Raw genomic sequence first — 17,343 nt, 5'->3', positions numbered from 1 at the left:
CACCATAAGAATAAGGCAATCCCTATATAAATAGTTTGAGAGTTTGAGAGTTTATTAGCTTCTATCTAGTAGCATCTGAAGATATATTTAAGGTACGCAGCAAGCTATATTAGCACTTGACTGCAGTTGGCTCTAATAGCACAGACGTGCCGACGATAAACGGAACCTGAGCTTCGTTCATCGTCGGCACGTTTTTAATTGATGCAGAATGCACCTGTTGCAGAAGCATACCACACCTTAAGATAGCATGGTGTAAATGCTGTCCATGCATACCAACTAAACTACTTGTAGCACATACAGGTGATTACCAATCCTGCGCAGTGGATGTTGCTAGAGCAGTGTTTAGTGATTTTACTATTTCCGCCATTTGTTCCTGTACAGCTCCCTTGTATTGTTGCAATGGGTCGACAGGAGCAACAGGCACTGGCTGCTTCTTGCGGCTAGCTACTGCCTTGCTACTGAAAGCAGTTTTATTAACCGTTATCACAGCCTTACGAGTTGGAGCGGCAACTGGCAGGCTAGGCTGCGGAAGTTGCGCTCTCGGGCTGTCTACTGCTGCCATTAGAGTTGCAGCCAAGGTGGTAGTAGTATCCGTCTGGTTTTGCAGATCCTTCAACTGGTAATGGTACCGCCCATCGTTTGCCTCCAGCGTGAAAATAAACCATACTCGATGGCTTCGGTTCTTTTCACCGCCTGCCCACTTTACGCGAGTAGATCCTTTGCCTACAAGCGAGCCGTTTTCCGTGTCGGTGAGCATAAGCGGGTTCGATGCGTCGATGAAGTGAGCAGCAAACCAGTTTTTCGCACGGTTCTGCAATTCCACCCGCGTAATGCCAGGCACTTGCACTTCACCTTCGTACTTAACTTTATGGCCGGCGCTGTCTACTGTATTGGGAGCCTTTCTGGCTTGGGTTTGTGCTTGAGCGACAACGCTACTCAACACACAGAGCGAAAGCAAGATTGTTTTCATAGTGGCCAAATCTACAAAAACACCAAGGAAAAAACCTATTCCTTAACGTTATCTCACAAAATAGAACACGTTTAGATGATTAATCTACTATATTATTTAAAAATTTCTTCTCTTAACTAGCTAAGCATAAGGCGAAAACGTTCATTCTATTATCTCTTAAAATCTGATGCTTTTAGATTTTAAAACCATGCTCAATGGACATAAAAAAACCACTTAGCGTTTCTGCTAAGTGGTTAATCTTGAAAGTGGCCCCGATTGGATTCGAACCAATGACCGGCTGCTTAGAAGGCAGCTGCTCTATCCAACTGAGCTACGGGGTCAGAAGCCATGGGCTCCGGCCCAGCGGCTGGGGTATTTCTGTCGGGGTGGCAAGATTCGAACTTGCGGCCTCCTGCTCCCAAAGCAGGCGCGATACCGGGCTACGCTACACCCCGAAAAAAAGTGAATTACAAATGTTGAAGGTTCGATGATGGTCATGTAACCTTCAACATTTGTAATTCAACAATCGAAAAGTAGAGAGAGGGGGATTCGAACCCCCGGTAACCTTTAGAGCTACGGCAGTTTAGCAAACTACTGGTTTAAGCCACTCACCCATCTCTCTATTTCTATCCCCTTCCGGCTGAAGAGTGCGCAAATATACAAGGCAAATAGATAAACAACCGCTTTTCAGTAAAAATTTCTTGCTTGCACATGCGTTTAGGACAGAACGCCGCCCAATTACAAGGTCTTATCTTTGTCGCCTTGCATAAGGGTTGAAACACGTTTCTTTATGATTCTCATTTTGTTGCCTTTTCTGATTACGTGCTAAACTGGGCTTATCCCATAGCGTGGCCGGAGTTGTTGGCGCTAGGAATTTTTTTTGTGTTTTATGTCGGCTTTGCGCTACGAACGCAGCGGCTGGCGGCTCCATTGGGGCAGCGAGGGTGGCGGCTGGGCTGGAAAGTAGTCCTGCGCTTAGCATATTTCGGCCTGTTCGCTATGGCTCTGCTAGGCCCTGCTTACGGCGTCACACAGCGCCCGGTCCGAACCACAGGCAAGGATGTATGGTTGCTTGTTGACTTGTCGCGCTCTATGGATGCGCCGGATGTAGCGCCTACACGCTTGCAAAAAGTAAAAGCGGAACTAGCTACTCTCATCAGCCGCTTTCAGGCTGATCGAATTGGACTTGTAGTGTTTGGAGCAGATGCGTATGTACAATGCCCGCTCACGTACGACCAAAGTGCTTTGCAGCTATTCCTTAGCACGCTTCAAACTAGCTTACTGCCTACTGGTGCCACCGATTTTACCCCCCCACTGGAATTGGTGTTGGACCGCCTAAGTACGCTCCCTCCCACTGCTACCCCGCGTGCGACCGCCATTGTGCTGGTAAGTGATGGCGAGGACTTTGGCGAAAATCTAGAGCCTACGCTACGTGTTCTTGCTCGGTCGGGAGTCCGGCTTTTCACTTTGGGCGTTGGGACGCTGGAAGGCAGCCGGCTTCCGCGCCCGAAAGGAGGCTACTTGCGTGATGCGCGAGGCCGCGATGCCGTGACCCGCCTGACGCCAGCACCACTCCAACGGCTAGCCGAACAAACAGGTGGGCGGTATTTCGAGTTATCGGAACGGCGTGACGAGTTTCCTTTGTTGGTGAATGCGCTAAACCGACTTGAAGGGCAAACCGAACAGGTACGCTCAGTAGCAGTTGCCGACAATCGCTACCGCTACCCGTTAGCCTTGGCGTTAGCGTTGCTAGCCCTTGATATTTTATTAACGGTACGGGTAATCAGACCATGAAAACCGGTATTCTACTTTCTTTTTTAGCGTTACTCGGTGGCTGGGGTGGCTTTAGTGCCATTCATGACCGCAATGAGGCTGTGCAAAAAGCGCAAGCTGCTTATCGAGGCGGCAACTATCTGGCGGCAGCCACCATTTACAGAGAGGCTGTAGAAAAGCTAGGAGCTACAAATGAAGCCGTGGTTTTGAACTGGGGTCATGCCAGCACCCGAGCTGGCCAGTTAGCTGCCGCACGAGTTGCGTACGGCCGGTTGCTTACTAGCCGTCAACCGCAAGTACGGAGTGTAGCCCGGCAGCAGTTAGGCGTTTTGGCGGCCGATAAAGGCGAGTATGCACAGGCCTTGCGCTTGCTACGAGAGTCACTGTTGGCTAATCCAACTAATGCAGTAGCGCGCTACAACTACGAGTTGATCAGTGACTATTTACAACGCCGGCGTGACGACCCCAGTATTCCACCTCCAGCCACCGCTGGCGCTCCTCCCACCACCGAAAATAAGCGAGACACCCAACAGGACCCAGCCAACCAGCCCCCACCCCGTCCCGGCCAAGACCAACAAGGTGAACTTAACGACCCTAATCAACCCAACGAGCCGCGTAACGCTCCTCAATCACGCCCCAACCAAGGCGGACAGTTGGACCTAAACCGTCCGTCGGGAGCACCGGGCACTTCGGCCAATGGCAGCTTTAAACCAGGCGAGGGAGCGGAGCGTAATGTAGCACAGGGCTCTAAACCTGGTTCTACCCTTGGGTTAAGCGACAGTGAAACCGGTCCGGAAGCTAATTCCGGTGTCAGCAACCGCGCTGGCACGGAAACAGCAACACTAGACGAAGCGCAGCTGCAGACCCAACGGGCCCGGTTACAGCAAATGAACATCAGCAGCGGCCAGGCACGCCAGCTATTGCAAGCCTTAGAAGCAGCGGAGCAGCAGTATTTGCAGCAACTGCCACGCAAAAGCACACGCAAGCCCGAATCAGGCAAACCAACGTGGTGATGCAACCATTAAGTAAGATGGAAATAGTGCGCTTGCCGTTCTATGCGTCCATATAATAGTAGCTGCGCTACTAGAACGACAAACGCACTATTTCACCAAGTGAAGCGCTTACCTTTACTCCTCGTTTCAATCAATTCCCACCCCCTTTTTATGCAAATCAAAGAAGTAGTCATAGTAGCCGCGGTTCGTACGCCGATTGGCTCGTTTGGTGGCAGCCTTGCCTCATTGTCGGCGACTGAACTTGGCGCAATTGCCTTGAAAGGCGCGCTGGAAAAAGCGGGCGTCGACCCGAGCGAGGTAGACCAGGTGATTATGGGCAACGTTATTTCCGCCAACCTGGGCCAGGCGCCAGCCCGGCAGGCTGCCCGCAAGGCTGGTTTGCCCGACACTGTGGAGTGTACTACCGTAAATAAAGTGTGTGCTTCGGGCACGAAGGCCATTATGTTCGGGGCGCAAGCCATCATGCTAGGCCAGTCGGAAGTGGTGCTGGCGGGCGGCATGGAAAGCATGAGCAACGTGCCCTATTACCTCGATAAAGCTCGTTTCGGGGCAAAATACGGCCACGGCCAGATGATTGATGGCCTTGTGCGCGACGGTCTGTGGGACCCCTACCACAACTATGCCATGGGCAACGCGGCCGAAAACACCGCCAAAGAGATGGGGTTCACGCGTGAGCAGCAAGATGAATTCGCCATCGAATCCTATACCCGCAGCGCGAAGGCGGCCAAAGACGGCAAGAAGAAAAATGAGATAGTACCGGTAAGCGTCGAGAGCCGTGGCAAAATCACGGTTATTGAAGACGACGAGGAGTATCTGAAAGTGGACTTCGCTAAAGTTCCCGGTTTGAAACCCGCCTTTCTAAAAGAAGGTGGCACCGTGACAGCCGCCAACGCTTCTACCCTCAACGATGGCGCCGCCGCCGTACTGCTCATGAGTCGGGAGAAAGCCGAGGAATTAGGCGTCACGCCGCTAGCCCGCATCAGAGGCTTCGCCGATGCCGAACAGGCTCCTGAATGGTTTACGACTTCGCCTGCCCTGGCTATTCCGAAAGCGCTGAAACACGCGGGTCTTGAAGCCAAAGACGTTGATTTCTATGAAATCAATGAGGCATTTTCGGTGGTATCGTTAGCCAACAATAAGTTGTTGAGCTTGGAAGGCACCAAAGTGAACGTGTATGGCGGCGCCGTTTCGCTGGGGCACCCGCTGGGAGCTTCTGGGGCCCGCATCATAACCACATTAGTGAACGTACTGCACAATGAAGGTGGCAAGATTGGCGTTGCTGGAATATGCAATGGCGGCGGTGGCGCAAGCAGTATCGTAGTAGAAAAGCTCTAGGATAGATTTTAGAAATAATATCATAGAGGCCGCCGGATTACAGAAAATGCATTGATACGTCGCATTTTCTGCGTTTTTGGAGCGTCAATAACAGTTTTAGAAATAACATCAGAAGCTCCGGCCTTTTTTTGGGTCGGAGCTTTCTTGTTGTTATTGTAGATTCAGTCAGGGCAGTGTGCGCCATGAGTTCTGCAGATTGAGTTCGATGATCTTTAGTTCATCGACCTTCTGCCAGCCATAGTTCCCGCTGCTTCACATCCTCTACACCGTTATGGAAACTTCCGCTCCTGGCCAATCTATGGGCCTTTACCGCCCCGAGTTCGAGCACGATTCCTGCGGCACTGGCTTTGTTACCAGTATTCATGGCCGCCGCTCGCATCAAACTATTCCTGATGCGCTCACCATTCTGGAAAACATGGAGCACCGCGGCGCCTGCGGCTGCGACGCCGACTCTGGTGATGGGGCCGGCATCTTGCTCCAAATTCCGCACGAGTTCTTCATGGAAGAATGCTTGGCGCTGGATATTCACTTGCCCGAACCTGGCTACTATGGGGTAGGCATGGTGTTCTTGCCCAAACGTATTGCCGCCAAAGCCTCTTGTCACGGCCTGATCAATAAGGCGGCCGAGCGGCTAGGCTTGCGCGTGCTCGGCTACCGCAAGGTGCCCGTAAATCCAGCGGGCATTGGTACTACCGCGTTGGCCGCCGAGCCCGACATGGAGCAGGTATTTGTGGCCAAGCCGGCTGGAATGGCAATAGGCGAGGATTTCGAGCGCAAGTTGTTTGTCTTGCGTCGTCTCATTGCCAAAACCGCCAAGGAAACGCTCAAGGACGACGCCGGCGACTTTTACTTTGCTTCGCTTTCCAGCCGCGTTATCGTGTACAAGGGCCAACTGACCTCGTTGCAGGTGCGCGGCTACTTCCCCGATTTGTCGGACGAGCGGGTGAAATCGGCGTTTGGTATGGTGCATTCGCGCTTCTCCACGAATACGTTTCCGTCGTGGAAACTGGCGCAACCGTTCCGGATGCTGGCGCACAACGGCGAAATCAACACGCTTACCGGCAACCTAAACTGGTTTTACTCGGGCTTGCGCTCTTACGCTTCGCCGTACTTCACGGCCGAGGAAATGGAAATGTTGCTGCCTGTTATCGACGACGGCCAGTCGGATTCGGCTTGCCTCGACAACATCATTGAGGTGCTGGTGCACTCGGGCCGCTCCTTGCCCCACGTCATGATGATGCTGGTGCCCGAAGCCTGGGATGGCAACGAGCAGATGGATCCGCTGAAGAAGGCTTTCTACGAGTTCCACGCCACATTTATGTCGCCCTGGGACGGCCCGGCGGCTCTCACCTTCACCGATGGCCGCATCATTGGGGCCATGCTGGACCGCAACGGCCTGCGCCCCTTGCGTTACGTTATCACCGACGATGGCCGTGTGATTATGGCTTCGGAAGCTGGCGTACTATCGATTCCCGAGAAAACAGTGTTGCAGAAGGGCCGCTTGCAGCCCGGCAAAATGTTTTTGGTGGATACGGTAGCCGGCCAAATCATCACCGACGAGGAAATTAAAGCCGACTTAGCAGGCCGGCAGCCGTACGGCCAATGGTTGGAGAACTACAAAATCCGGCTAGAAGAGTTGCCTGAGCCCCGGCAGGTGTTCACGGACTTGGCCGCCGACTCGGTATTCAAGTACCAGCAGGTGTTCGGCTACACCCGCGAAGACCTGGAAACCATCTTGAAGCCCATGGCGCTCGATGGCAAAGAGCCCGTCGGCTCGATGGGTACCGACGTGCCGCTGGCCGTGCTTTCCGATCAGCCACAGCACATTGCCAGTTACTTCAAGCAATTCTTCGCGCAGGTAACCAACCCGCCTATCGACCCGATTCGGGAACGGCTGGTGATGAGCTTGGCCACGTTCATTGGCAACAACGGCAACACCTTCGACGAAAACAAAATGCACTGTCATTGCGTGGCCTTGCGCCAGCCGGTCCTTACCAACCACGAGTTGGAAAAGCTGCGTAGCATTGACACTGGGCACTTTCATGCAAAAACGCTACAAACGTATTTCAAGGCCGACGGGCAGCCGGGCTCTTTGCAAAACGGCCTGGAGCGGCTCTGCCGCTACGCCGAGGATGCGGTACACGACAAGTTCGAGGTACTGATTTTATCGGATAGGGCTATTGACTCGGAGCACGCACCTATTCCGTCATTGCTGGCCGTTTCGGCGGTGCACCACCATCTGGTAAAGAAAGGATTACGCGGCGAAGTAGGACTGGTATCAGAAGCAGGCGACGTGTGGGAAGTACACCATTTCGCCACGTTGTTGGCTTTCGGTGCCACGGCCATCAACCCGTATCTGGCCTTAGCTAGCTTGCGCACCATGCTCGAAGCGGGCAAGTTGGAAACCTCCCTGGACTACTACACGCTGACCAAGAACTATCTGAAGGCGGTGTGCGACGGGTTGCTCAAGATCTTCTCGAAGATGGGCATTTCCACGTTGCAGTCGTACCACGGGGCGCAGGTGTTCGAGATTCTCGGCATCAACCAAAGCGTAGTGAACCGGTATTTCACCGGCGCCGTGACCCGCATTGGCGGCTTAGGGCTCGATGAAATTGCGCGCGAATCGCTGTACAAGCACTTTAAAGGCTTTGGCGACGAAAAAGCGGATGTGCCGCTGCTCCCGAAGGCGGCCTTTATCAGTGGAAGCGCCGCGGCGAAGCGCACCTATTCAACCCACAGACGGTACACTTGCTGCAATTAGCCACGCGCACCAACAGCTACACCACTTATCAGCAATACGCCAGCATCGTGAACGAGCAGGCTGACAAGCTGTTTACGCTGCGGGGTTTGCTCGGCTTTGCCCGCCACCGCGAGCCAGTGCCGCTGGAAGAAGTGGAACCCGCTTCGGGCATCATGAAGCGCTTCGCCACCGGGGCCATGTCATTCGGCTCGATTTCGCACGAGGCGCACAGCACGCTGGCCATTGCCATGAACCGCATCGGCGGCAAAAGCAACACGGGCGAAGGCGGCGAAGACCCGCTGCGCTACGAGAAGATGGCCAACGGCGACTCGATGCGCTCGGCTATTAAGCAGGTAGCTTCGGCCCGCTTCGGCGTAACGGCCAACTACCTCACCAACGCCGACGAACTGCAAATCAAGATGGCGCAGGGTGCTAAGCCTGGTGAAGGCGGCCAGTTGCCCGGCCATAAGGTAGACGAGTGGATTGCGCGCGTACGCCACGCCACGCCTGGTGTGGGCCTGATTTCTCCCCCACCCCACCACGACATCTACTCGATTGAGGATTTGGCGCAGCTGATTTTCGATTTAAAGAACGCCAACCGCGCCGCCCGCATCAACGTGAAATTGGTGAGCAAGGCCGGCGTTGGCACCATTGCGGCCGGCGTAGCCAAAGCCCATGCCGACGTGATTCTGATAGCCGGCTACGACGGCGGTACCGGAGCTTCGCCGCTTAGTTCGATCAAGCACGCTGGTTTGCCGTGGGAGCTAGGGTTGGCCGAGGCCCACCAGACATTAGTGCGCAACGGCCTACGTAGCCGTGTGGTGCTCCAGACCGATGGGCAGCTGAAAACCGGTAAGGACTTGGCCGTTGCGGCTTTGCTTGGTGCCGAAGAATGGGGCGTAGCCACGGCAGCGCTGGTAGCAGGCGGCTGCATCATGATGCGCAAGTGCCACCTCAATACCTGCCCGGTGGGCGTAGCTACCCAAGATGCGGAACTGCGCAAACTGTTCAGTGGGCAGCCCGAGCACATTGTGGCCCTATTCCAGTTCCTGGCCGAAGATCTGCGCGAAATCATGGCGCAGCTTGGCTTCCGGACGGTAAATGAAATGATTGGCAAGGCGCAATTCCTGAAGGTGCGCGAAGATTTGCTGCATTGGAAAGCCAAGCATGTCGACTTGAGCGGCATGCTGCACCCTGCTCCTTCACCAGCCGATACCACCGCTTACAACAGCGAAGGTCAAGACCACGGCCTCACCAACGTGCTGGACTGGAAACTGTTGGAAGTTGCGCAACCCGCTCTCGAAGAAGCCACACCGGTTTTCGGCAGCTTCGATGTTCAGAACACAGACCGCACGATTGGGGCATTGCTCTCGAACGAAGTATGTAAACGCTACGGGGCACCGGGTCTACCCAACGATACGCTCAACTTTAGTTTCCGCGGTTCGGCTGGTCAAAGCTTCGGTGCGTTCTGCGCCAATGGCTTGTCGTTCAGCTTGGAAGGCGAAGCCAACGACTATGTTGGCAAAGGCCTTTCCGGAGCGCGCTTAGCCATTTTCCCTGCTGCTGACAGCCGCTTTGAACCCGATCAGAACATCATCATCGGCAATGTGGCCCTGTACGGAGCTACTTCCGGCGAACTATTTGTGCGCGGACAAGCCGGGGAACGTTTCGCGGTACGGAACTCCGGTGCTACGGCCGTCGTGGAAGGCATCGGTGACCACGGCTGCGAATACATGACCGGGGCCGCGCCCTGATTCTGGGCGAAACGGGCCGCAACTTTGCGGCGGGTATGAGCGGGGGTATTGCGTGGGTGTACGACCCGCACGGCACGTTCCCGGTGAATTGCAACCAGGAAATGGTGGACCTAGAAGGCTTGGAGGCAGAGGATGAGAAGGCTATTCAGGCTTTGCTACAGCGCCACGTGCACCTAACGCAGAGCCGCCGGGCCTCCTTCCTACTCGACAACTGGGCGACCGAAGCCAGCAAATTCGTTAAGGTGTTCCCCATCGAATACAAGCGCGTGCTGCAAGCGGCGCAGAAGGTGGCGGTGCAGTAGTTTCCGCCAATTAAGTAACCACAACAAATCAGCAACGAGATGACGCGAATGGAAGGCTAACTAAGTCCTGCGTTGCGTCTTTACCTCTCAACACTACACGTCATGGGACACGTCACCGGATTCAAACAATTCGACCGGGAGCTGCCGGCCAAGGTGGCCCCAACCGAGCGTATTACTAACTATAATGAGTTTGTAGGGCTGTATTCACCTGAGCAGCTCAACCACCAGGCGGCGCGATGTATGGACTGCGGCGTGCCGTTTTGCCACTCGGGCTGCCCTCTAGGCAATATCATTCCCGAGTTCAACGATGCGGTGTATCGGCAGGATTGGGAAGAAGCCTACCGCGTACTGATTTCCACCAATAACTTCCCCGAATTCACGGGCCGAATCTGCCCGGCTCCTTGCGAATCGGCTTGCGTGCTCGGCATCAACCGGCCGCCCGTGGCCATCGAGGAAATCGAGAAGCACATCATCGAAACAGCGTTCCAGAAGGGCTTGGTTCGACCTTCGGCCCCGCTGCTGAAGTCGGGCAAAACGGTGGCGGTGGTTGGCTCCGGGCCGGCGGGCTTGGCGGCTGCGGCGCAGCTCAACAAAGCGGGCCACACTGTCACGGTGTTCGAGCGTGACGATATGCCGGGCGGGTTGCTGCGCTACGGTATTCCTGATTTCAAGCTGGAAAAGTGGGTGGTAGAACGCCGCATTAGCTTGATGGAAGAGGAAGGCGTAATCTTCCGCTGCAACACCGAAATCGGCAAGGACGTACCGGCCAATGCGCTGCTAAACGAGTTCGACGCCGTAGTGCTGACCGGTGGCTCCACCATCCCGCGCGACTTACCGCTGCCGGGCCGCGAACTACCAGGCATTCACTTTGCCATGGACTTCTTAAAGCAGCAAAACAAGCGCGTAAGCGCACGGGCGGTCGAGCAAGAGCCGATTGTAGTGACCGGGCAGGACGTGGTAGTTATCGGTGGCGGCGACACGGGTTCTGACTGCGTTGGGACTTCCAACCGGCAAGGTGCGACTTCCGTTACGCAATTTGAGTTGCTGGCACAACCACCCAAGGAGCGTACGGCGCACATGCCGTGGCCCAACTACCCGATGGTGCTCAAAACCACTTCCTCGCACGAGGAAGGCTGCCAGCGCTACTGGGGCATCAATACCAAAGAGTTTTTGGGCGACGAAAACGGCAATCTGCGCGCCCTGCGCATCACCGACGTGACTTGGGAAACCGACGTGATGGGTCGCCCAATCAAATTTCAGGAAATAGAAGGTTCGGAGCGAGAAGTGCCTTGCCAGCGCATTTTCCTGGCTATGGGTTTCCTCCATCCACAAGCCAATGGCATGCTTCAGCAGTTTGGCGTGGCGCTAGACGGCCGCGGCAACGTACAGGCCACCGAAAAAGCGTATCAAACGAGCGTAGCCCGTGTATTCGCCGCCGGCGACATGCGCCGGGGCCAGTCGTTGGTCGTGTGGGCTATTTCGGAAGGCCGGGAAGCCGCCCGGCAAGTAGATAAGTTCTTGATGGGCAAAACGGTGTTGCCGACCAAGGATGCCGAGCCGATGTTCGCGTAACCTTCTATTCCAAGTCAGGTTCTGTTGACCTTTAGTTGAGCAAAGTAGGGCTATAAGGCAAGGGATGCTTCGGTATCAGAAGCAGGGCATCAAACAAATTGCAGCGCGGTCAGAGGTTGGATAGTACGGTGTAAGTCCGCTGTCCAACTTCTGGCCGCGCTACGGTTTTACTCGACGCCTTACACTACACCTATTGCTTCAGTACTATACGAGGGGAGCATCTCTATTACCTGTGGCACGAAATCAGCTAGAGGGATGCGCTCCGCACTTTGCCGAGTTTTCGTGCGTTCTTGTCATTATGAAACGAATTACGCTTCTTCTGCTTCTGTTTTCTACCGCTGCTCATGCGCAAACGTTGCGGCGCTTCACCACTTATTTCGACTCTACCAACACTCATAAGCGTGAAATCTACTCGGCGGTAGTGGCCGGCGACACGCTAATGGAAGGCCCATACAAGCGTTTTTACTACTCAGGCAAACTAGAGGCGCAAACCCGCTACGCCGGTGGCAAGCGCGACTCTGCCTACGTCGAGTTTCACCCTAATGGCGGACGGCGGCTGGAAGTCACGTATGCCGATGGAGTACGCCAAGGCCCGTTCAAAACCTATTACGATACCGGCAAACTGGCCCAAGAGGGCACCTACGAAAACGACCAGCCAACGGGCTTACTGCGCTATTTGTACCCTGATGGTCGCGTAAAGCTGGAAACCACGCTTACCAATGGCCAGCCCGCTGGCGCCGTACGAGAACTATACCCATCGGGCAAGCCTAAGGTGGAAATCACCTACCAAAATGGGCAAGCCAACGGCCCCGTGAAAACCTATTACGAAAATGGCCAGTTGCAAAGTGAAGCCACTTTTGCGAAAGGCTTATTGGCCGGTCCCTATACCACGTATTACGACAATGGCCAGAAGGAAACGGAAGTATTAGCCGACAAATCGGGCAAGGGCAGCTACCGCAGCTACTACCGCTCGGGCAAGCTGCGCACCGAAGGCACCTCGATGGCCGGCAATTTTGCGGGCCGCGCCGTGAAGAACCCGCTCGGCGACGACCTCACCAAGCAGGCTCGTAACCTAACCGGCGGCTCCTCAGTCCTCGACGGACCGGCCAAATCGTATTATGAAAGTGGCGCCCTCAAGAGCCAGCAGACGTATCGCCAGGGTGTGCTGGTTGGTACGCAACAAGATTTCTACGAGTCGGGCAAACCGGAGCAGAAAATCGACTACGCCAATCAAGGCAAGGACCGCAAAATCACGATGTACTTCGAAGACGGCTTCCCCAAAGCCGAGCAGCAGTACAAAAACGGGGTACCCGTCGGGCAGTGGCGCACCTTTCACCCCGGTGGCAAGCAAGTGGCAAGCCAAGAAAGCTATGTCAATGGACGCCTAGCGGGCGAAAAGTTGGCTTACTACCCTACCGGCACTGTCCAAAGCAAAGTACTCTACGAAAACGGCAAACCCACTGGCTTAGGCCAGGAGTTCTTCGCCTCGGGCAAGTTAAAAGCTGAAACCACTTATGTGAAGGGCTTGAAGACGGGCAACTACCGCCAGTTGCGAGAAGATGGCACCCCGAAGTAACTGGTTTTTACCGCAACGGGAAAGAATCTGGCGCCTGGACATACTTCGGCCCGGATGGTAAAACGGTGCAGGAGAAAAAGAACTTCCGCAACGGTCAGCAAATAGCAGAAGGCGCTCCGGCTCCAGCAGGCAGAACAGCCCCGGCCCGCAAGCCTCCTGTTAAGCGGTAAAAGGCAGTGCAACAATTAATAAGGGCTAACAAGCTAGCTCCCTCATCTGAGGGAAACTAGCTTGTTAGCCCTTACCACTTCTTAGCCTATATGCTTGTCCTTCGACATCTTCTCATCTACTTCCTTTAGAACTGAATTGTAAACGCGGTGCGGCCGTTTTCTTGCGTTTTCAGACTAAAGGTGAAGTTGTGCTGTAGAAGAATATCGCGGATGAGGGTGAGGCCAATACCTTGCCCGTCGCGCTTGGTACTGAAGAAGGGCGTGAACAAGCGACGCTGCACGTCGGGCGGAATGCTGGGGCCGTCATTTTCGATGACCAGTTGCGGCGGGTGCAGTTTGGTACAAACCCACAGGTTGCCGCCTTCACCAATAGCTTCAAGCGCGTTTTTGCAGATGTTGAGCAACGCTTGTTCTAGCTGCTGACCGTCCAAATCGACCACTAACGAACCCGGCGCAAGGTCTTGGTGCCAGCAGATCCGGCGGCGTTCGGCTTGCACGTGCAGTAGCCGCTCGGTATGGCGCAGTAGCTCGTGCACGTCCGTTGGCTGACACGTAGGGAGCGGCAAGCGCACAAGGTTGGCGAAGTTGGCCACGAAATTGGCGAGGTGCGTATTACGGGCAATGGACACGTCCAACGCTTCCGTGAAATCGGGCTGGTCGGCGGGGCTGAGTTGCGGGGCGTAATGGTGGAAGCTTTGCAGAATGGAGTTGATGGCGCCGATAGAGTTGTTGATTTCGTGCGACATCATCCGGATCAGCGTGGAGTACGCCTGCTTTTCCTGCCGGATGAGGTCTTGCGTTAGCTCTTCCAGCACAATAAAGTGGCGCGTAAACCCCCGATCCACAAAATGCGAGCAACTGGCCCGGTAGGTCTGAATACCCGACAGACGTACTACTTGGGGTTCGTGCTCGGCAATGTGGCTTAACGCAGCTCCCCAATCACCGGGCAAGTGGGCGGGTTTTTGGCCTAGCAAGCTGCCTATGGGCAGCCCAAGTATACGCTCTGCCGCAGGGTTCACCCCTTCAATAGTGCCATCGAAAGTGAGAAGCAGCACGCCGGCCGGCGACGCCTGAATCAGGCTTTCCAGCAAGAAGCTTTTCTCGTGCTGCGTAATGCGCTCCTTGCGCAGCTCGTCGATCATGTGGTTGTACACGTCAATGAGCTGGTCCATTTCCCGCTGCCCTACGGGCACAAATTTCATCGAGAAATCCTTGGCGCGAATGGCTTCGGTACCGGCGGCTATCAGCTGAAACGGTCGCACAAAGTTCTTGTAGAGCTGCACCGTGAAAATAATACTAATGAGCAGCAACACCTCTAGACCTACAAATAGCGGTGCATTGGTACGCATCACCTGTCCGGCCAACACAATCAATACGGCGTGAATGATGGTGACGAACAGGATAAACTTGACGCGCAACGACATAGAAGGGTACTTGTTGGAACTGGAAGGCTACGAAACTAGCTCCCCTCCTATTCCGCATCAAACGGAATGGCATATTTCTCTAAGCGCCGATACAGGGCACCACGGCTCAGCCCCAAGGCTTTGGCTACCCGGCTAATGTTGCCGCTGTAGTGTTCGAGCGTGCGGCGTATCATCTGGGCTTCCAGTTCGTCGAGCGTCATGGTGCCTGGCTCGGGCAGCTCGCCAGGCTCAGCGGTGCGGACAGGCGCACGCTGAAACTGCGCCTGGAAATCTTCGGGGCCCAGCTCGTCTTTGCCGCTAACCAATACGGCGCGCTCCACGAGGTTTTTTAACTCGCGGATATTGCCCGGCAGCGGCTGCTCTTGCAACCAATGCTGCGCCCGCGCCCCTATTTTCAAGGCCGGCCGGTTGTAGGTAGCGCGTAAACCGTCCACAAAGTGCTGCACCAGCAGCGGAATATCCTGCGGCCGCTCGCGCAAAGCGGGCAGGCGCACCGTAATGAGGTTGATGCGGTAAAACAAATCTTCGCGGAACCGGCCTTGCTGCACCATTTCGGCAAGGTTGCGGTTGGTGGCGCAGATAACCCGGATATCGAGGCGGCGGGGCTTACTGTCGCCGAGCACTTCGTAGGTGCGGTCTTGCAACACGCGCAGTAGCTTCACTTGGCTACTGAGGTCTAGTTCACCAATTTCGTCTAGAAAAATAGTGCCGCCGTTGGCTAGCTCGAAGCGGCCAACCCGGTCGGTTTTGGCATCGGTGAAGGCGCCGCGGCGGTGCCCGAACATCTCGCTCTCAAACAATGAAGCGGATATACCGCCGAGGTTCACTTTTACGAAGGGCTGGCGACGGCGGTGGCTATTCTGATGTACTGCCTCAGCAATTAGCTCTTTGCCTGTGCCGCTTTCACCTTCTATGAGCACCGAAGCATCGGTGGTAGCTACCTGCCCTATGTTGCGCAGCACCTGCAACAAGCGCGCATCCTGCCCTACTATATTTTTGAAGTTGTACTGCTTGTCGAGCTGGCGGCGGCTGAGGGCGGCGGGGTCCGTTTCCGCCTCAACTTCGTGCAAGCTCAGAATGGTGCGGATGGTTTGGAGCAGAGAGTCGTTGTGCCAGGGCTTGGTCACAAATTCGGCGGCGCCGGCTTTCATTCCTTCTACGGCCAGCGTGATGGACCCCCACCCCGTAATCAGAATTACGGGGAGTTGCGGGGCTACTTGCTTCACCTGCGTTAGCAGTTGCAAGCCGTCTTGGCCGCTGGTATCAAGCGAGAAGTTCATGTCCATGAGTACCAAGCGGAGCGGCGTTTCCTGCACGACACGTAAGGCCTCCTCGGGCGTGGCCACGCTTTTCGCCGGGTACCCTGCTTGCTTCAGCAGGAGCCCCAGCGAGGTACGCACGGCCACATCGTCGTCAACAATCAGTATCATAGTTCAAGGGGCGAAGAACGCGATTCGAGCGGATATATAAGGGTAGATAAAGTGGCACCACTGCTATGCGTAGCTCGTTGCCGACGCTCGCAGGTAGCAACTACTTACTCTTCCCGCAACGATACAGCTGGCTGAACGGACGCCGCAATACGGCTTGGCTGCCAGGCGCAAATAGCCGTGAGTGAAAAGATCAGCAGCGTGGCCAGAATCATGGCTTGAAAATAAACAGTAGAGGCAACACTAAACACGCCGAGCAAAGGAAACTGCATGGCTAGCACCAGCCCCACTACCACGCCCAGGGTGGTAACCACCAACATTTCACCTAGAAACTGACTGCCGATAGCGTTGCCAGTCGCACCTAGTGCCCGACGAATTCCTATCTCGGCTCTGCGCTGGTTGATATTGTACCACAGTACGCCAAACAACCCCAGCGTCACATTCAAAATCAGAAACCCGCACACCAAGCCTAATGCAATGAAGGGCGTGACCACCACTTTTAACTTCGAAACCCGGTTCTGCTCGAGGGAAGTTACCGTCACCGACCAACTCTTAGTCACGTCCGTAATTTCCTTGATCAGTTGCTGTTCCAGTACAGCCCCGCTGCCGGGCTGTACGCGCACCAACAGGACGGGTATTTCGTACGAAGCCGACTTGGCAGTAACCTCATCTTCTAAAGGGCGCCGCCGAAAACTAGCAGGAGCATCTTCGGCAAAGTCACTGCCCGCTCGGTATTTATTTACCACCCCCACTACCTGCCATTCGGTGGTGCCCTTCTCGTCGGTAAATATCTTGCCTACCGCCTTTTCACCGGGGAACATAGCGTTTTTCAGGGCTAAGTTGATGATGACTGGCTTGCGTGTGCTAGCCGCATCACGCCGATCAAACCAGCGGCCTTCCACTACGTTCAGCTTCAGCACATCCCGGAAATCGTCGTCAACATCGTAGTTTTCGGTTATCGGGCTCTGCTTGTGCTTGTAGTAGAGGTGGCCGTTCATGTTGTTAAACGAGAAGGGCGTATTGGAATTGGTTTTGGCAACCTTTATAACGCCCTTGCTTGCTTTCAGGCGCTGCACCAGCAACATGAGCTTTTGTTTGTAGCCAACCGTATCGACCCCGGGGTTCAAGTTAATCTCCCACACATTCTGGTAGTCGTAACCCAGCGGCTGGCGGTAGTTGTAATAGTTGTACACGAGCATGCTGCTTACCACGAAGAGCACGAAGAAAGACAGCACTATTTCTGTGACTAACAAGAAGTTGGAGCGCTTACGGTTCCAAATCAAAGTAAACAGGTGACGTATCATGGCA

9 protein-coding genes, 3 tRNA genes and 1 pseudogene are annotated in these 17,343 nt (G+C 55.0%); 6 read left to right on the top strand and 7 right to left on the bottom strand.

Annotated elements, in window-relative coordinates:
* Positions 1-304: 304 nt before the first annotated feature.
* The 4 genes from MUN86_RS09360 to MUN86_RS09345 all read right to left on the bottom strand — a co-directional run bounded on the left by MUN86_RS09360 (position 305) and on the right by MUN86_RS09345 (position 1,571).
* On the bottom strand, positions 305-970 hold the full coding sequence (locus MUN86_RS09360) for a DUF4468 domain-containing protein (protein WP_245124529.1): 666 nt from the start codon (positions 968-970) through the stop codon (positions 305-307).
* A 246-nt stretch (positions 971-1,216) separates the two neighbouring features.
* Positions 1,217-1,290, bottom strand: a tRNA-Arg gene (locus tag MUN86_RS09355).
* Between the two features lie 40 nt (positions 1,291-1,330).
* Positions 1,331-1,404: transfer RNA gene (locus MUN86_RS09350), tRNA-Pro, on the bottom strand.
* 79 nt (positions 1,405-1,483) lie between these two features.
* Positions 1,484-1,571 (bottom strand) — tRNA-Ser (locus MUN86_RS09345).
* Between the two features lie 200 nt (positions 1,572-1,771).
* On the opposite strand from MUN86_RS09345, the gene MUN86_RS09340 reads away from it, so the two are divergent.
* From MUN86_RS09340 to MUN86_RS09315, 6 genes and pseudogenes are all read left to right on the top strand, one after another.
* A complete protein-coding gene (locus tag MUN86_RS09340; protein ID WP_245124526.1) occupies positions 1,772-2,743 on the top strand; it encodes a vWA domain-containing protein in 972 nt (323 codons plus the stop codon).
* Positions 2,740-3,735 carry a hypothetical protein gene (locus tag MUN86_RS09335; protein ID WP_245124524.1) on the top strand — a complete coding sequence of 332 codons (996 nt, stop codon included), beginning with the start codon at positions 2,740-2,742 and terminating at the stop codon, positions 3,733-3,735. Before MUN86_RS09340 ends, MUN86_RS09335 begins: the two co-directional genes overlap by 4 nt.
* Positions 3,736-3,885: 150 nt before the next feature.
* Complete coding sequence (locus MUN86_RS09330) at positions 3,886-5,070, top strand: acetyl-CoA C-acyltransferase (protein ID WP_280640619.1); 1,185 nt, start codon at positions 3,886-3,888, stop codon at positions 5,068-5,070.
* Between the two features lie 271 nt (positions 5,071-5,341).
* Positions 5,342-9,866 (top strand): annotated as a pseudogene (gene gltB / locus MUN86_RS09325) (glutamate synthase large subunit).
* 102 nt (positions 9,867-9,968) lie between these two features.
* The gene (locus MUN86_RS09320; protein WP_245124522.1) at positions 9,969-11,438 is read left to right on the top strand and encodes a glutamate synthase subunit beta; all 1,470 of its coding nucleotides are present in this window, start codon (positions 9,969-9,971) and stop codon (positions 11,436-11,438) included.
* 298 nt (positions 11,439-11,736) lie between these two features.
* Entirely contained in the window at positions 11,737-13,014 is a 1,278-nt protein-coding gene (locus MUN86_RS09315) for a toxin-antitoxin system YwqK family antitoxin (RefSeq protein WP_245124519.1), read from the top strand.
* Positions 13,015-13,309: 295 nt separating this feature from the next.
* Here MUN86_RS09315 and MUN86_RS09310 read toward each other — a convergent pair whose 3' ends face one another.
* From MUN86_RS09310 to MUN86_RS09300, 3 genes are all read right to left on the bottom strand, one after another.
* On the bottom strand, positions 13,310-14,608 hold the full coding sequence (locus tag MUN86_RS09310) for a sensor histidine kinase (protein WP_245124516.1): 1,299 nt from the start codon (positions 14,606-14,608) through the stop codon (positions 13,310-13,312).
* A 47-nt stretch (positions 14,609-14,655) separates the two neighbouring features.
* Positions 14,656-16,038: a sigma-54-dependent transcriptional regulator gene (locus tag MUN86_RS09305; protein ID WP_245124514.1), complete on the bottom strand. Its 1,383-nt coding sequence runs from the start codon at positions 16,036-16,038 to the stop codon at positions 14,656-14,658.
* 104 nt (positions 16,039-16,142) lie between these two features.
* Positions 16,143-17,339, bottom strand: coding sequence for an FtsX-like permease family protein (locus MUN86_RS09300; protein ID WP_245124512.1), 1,197 nt, complete (start codon positions 17,337-17,339; stop codon positions 16,143-16,145).
* Positions 17,340-17,343 lie beyond the last annotated feature (4 nt).

Source organism: Hymenobacter volaticus (genome assembly GCF_022921055.1).
GTDB lineage: Bacteria > Bacteroidota > Bacteroidia > Cytophagales > Hymenobacteraceae > Hymenobacter > Hymenobacter volaticus.
Note: the sequence above shows the minus strand (reverse complement) of the source record. Positions and strands in the feature narration are given on the sequence as shown.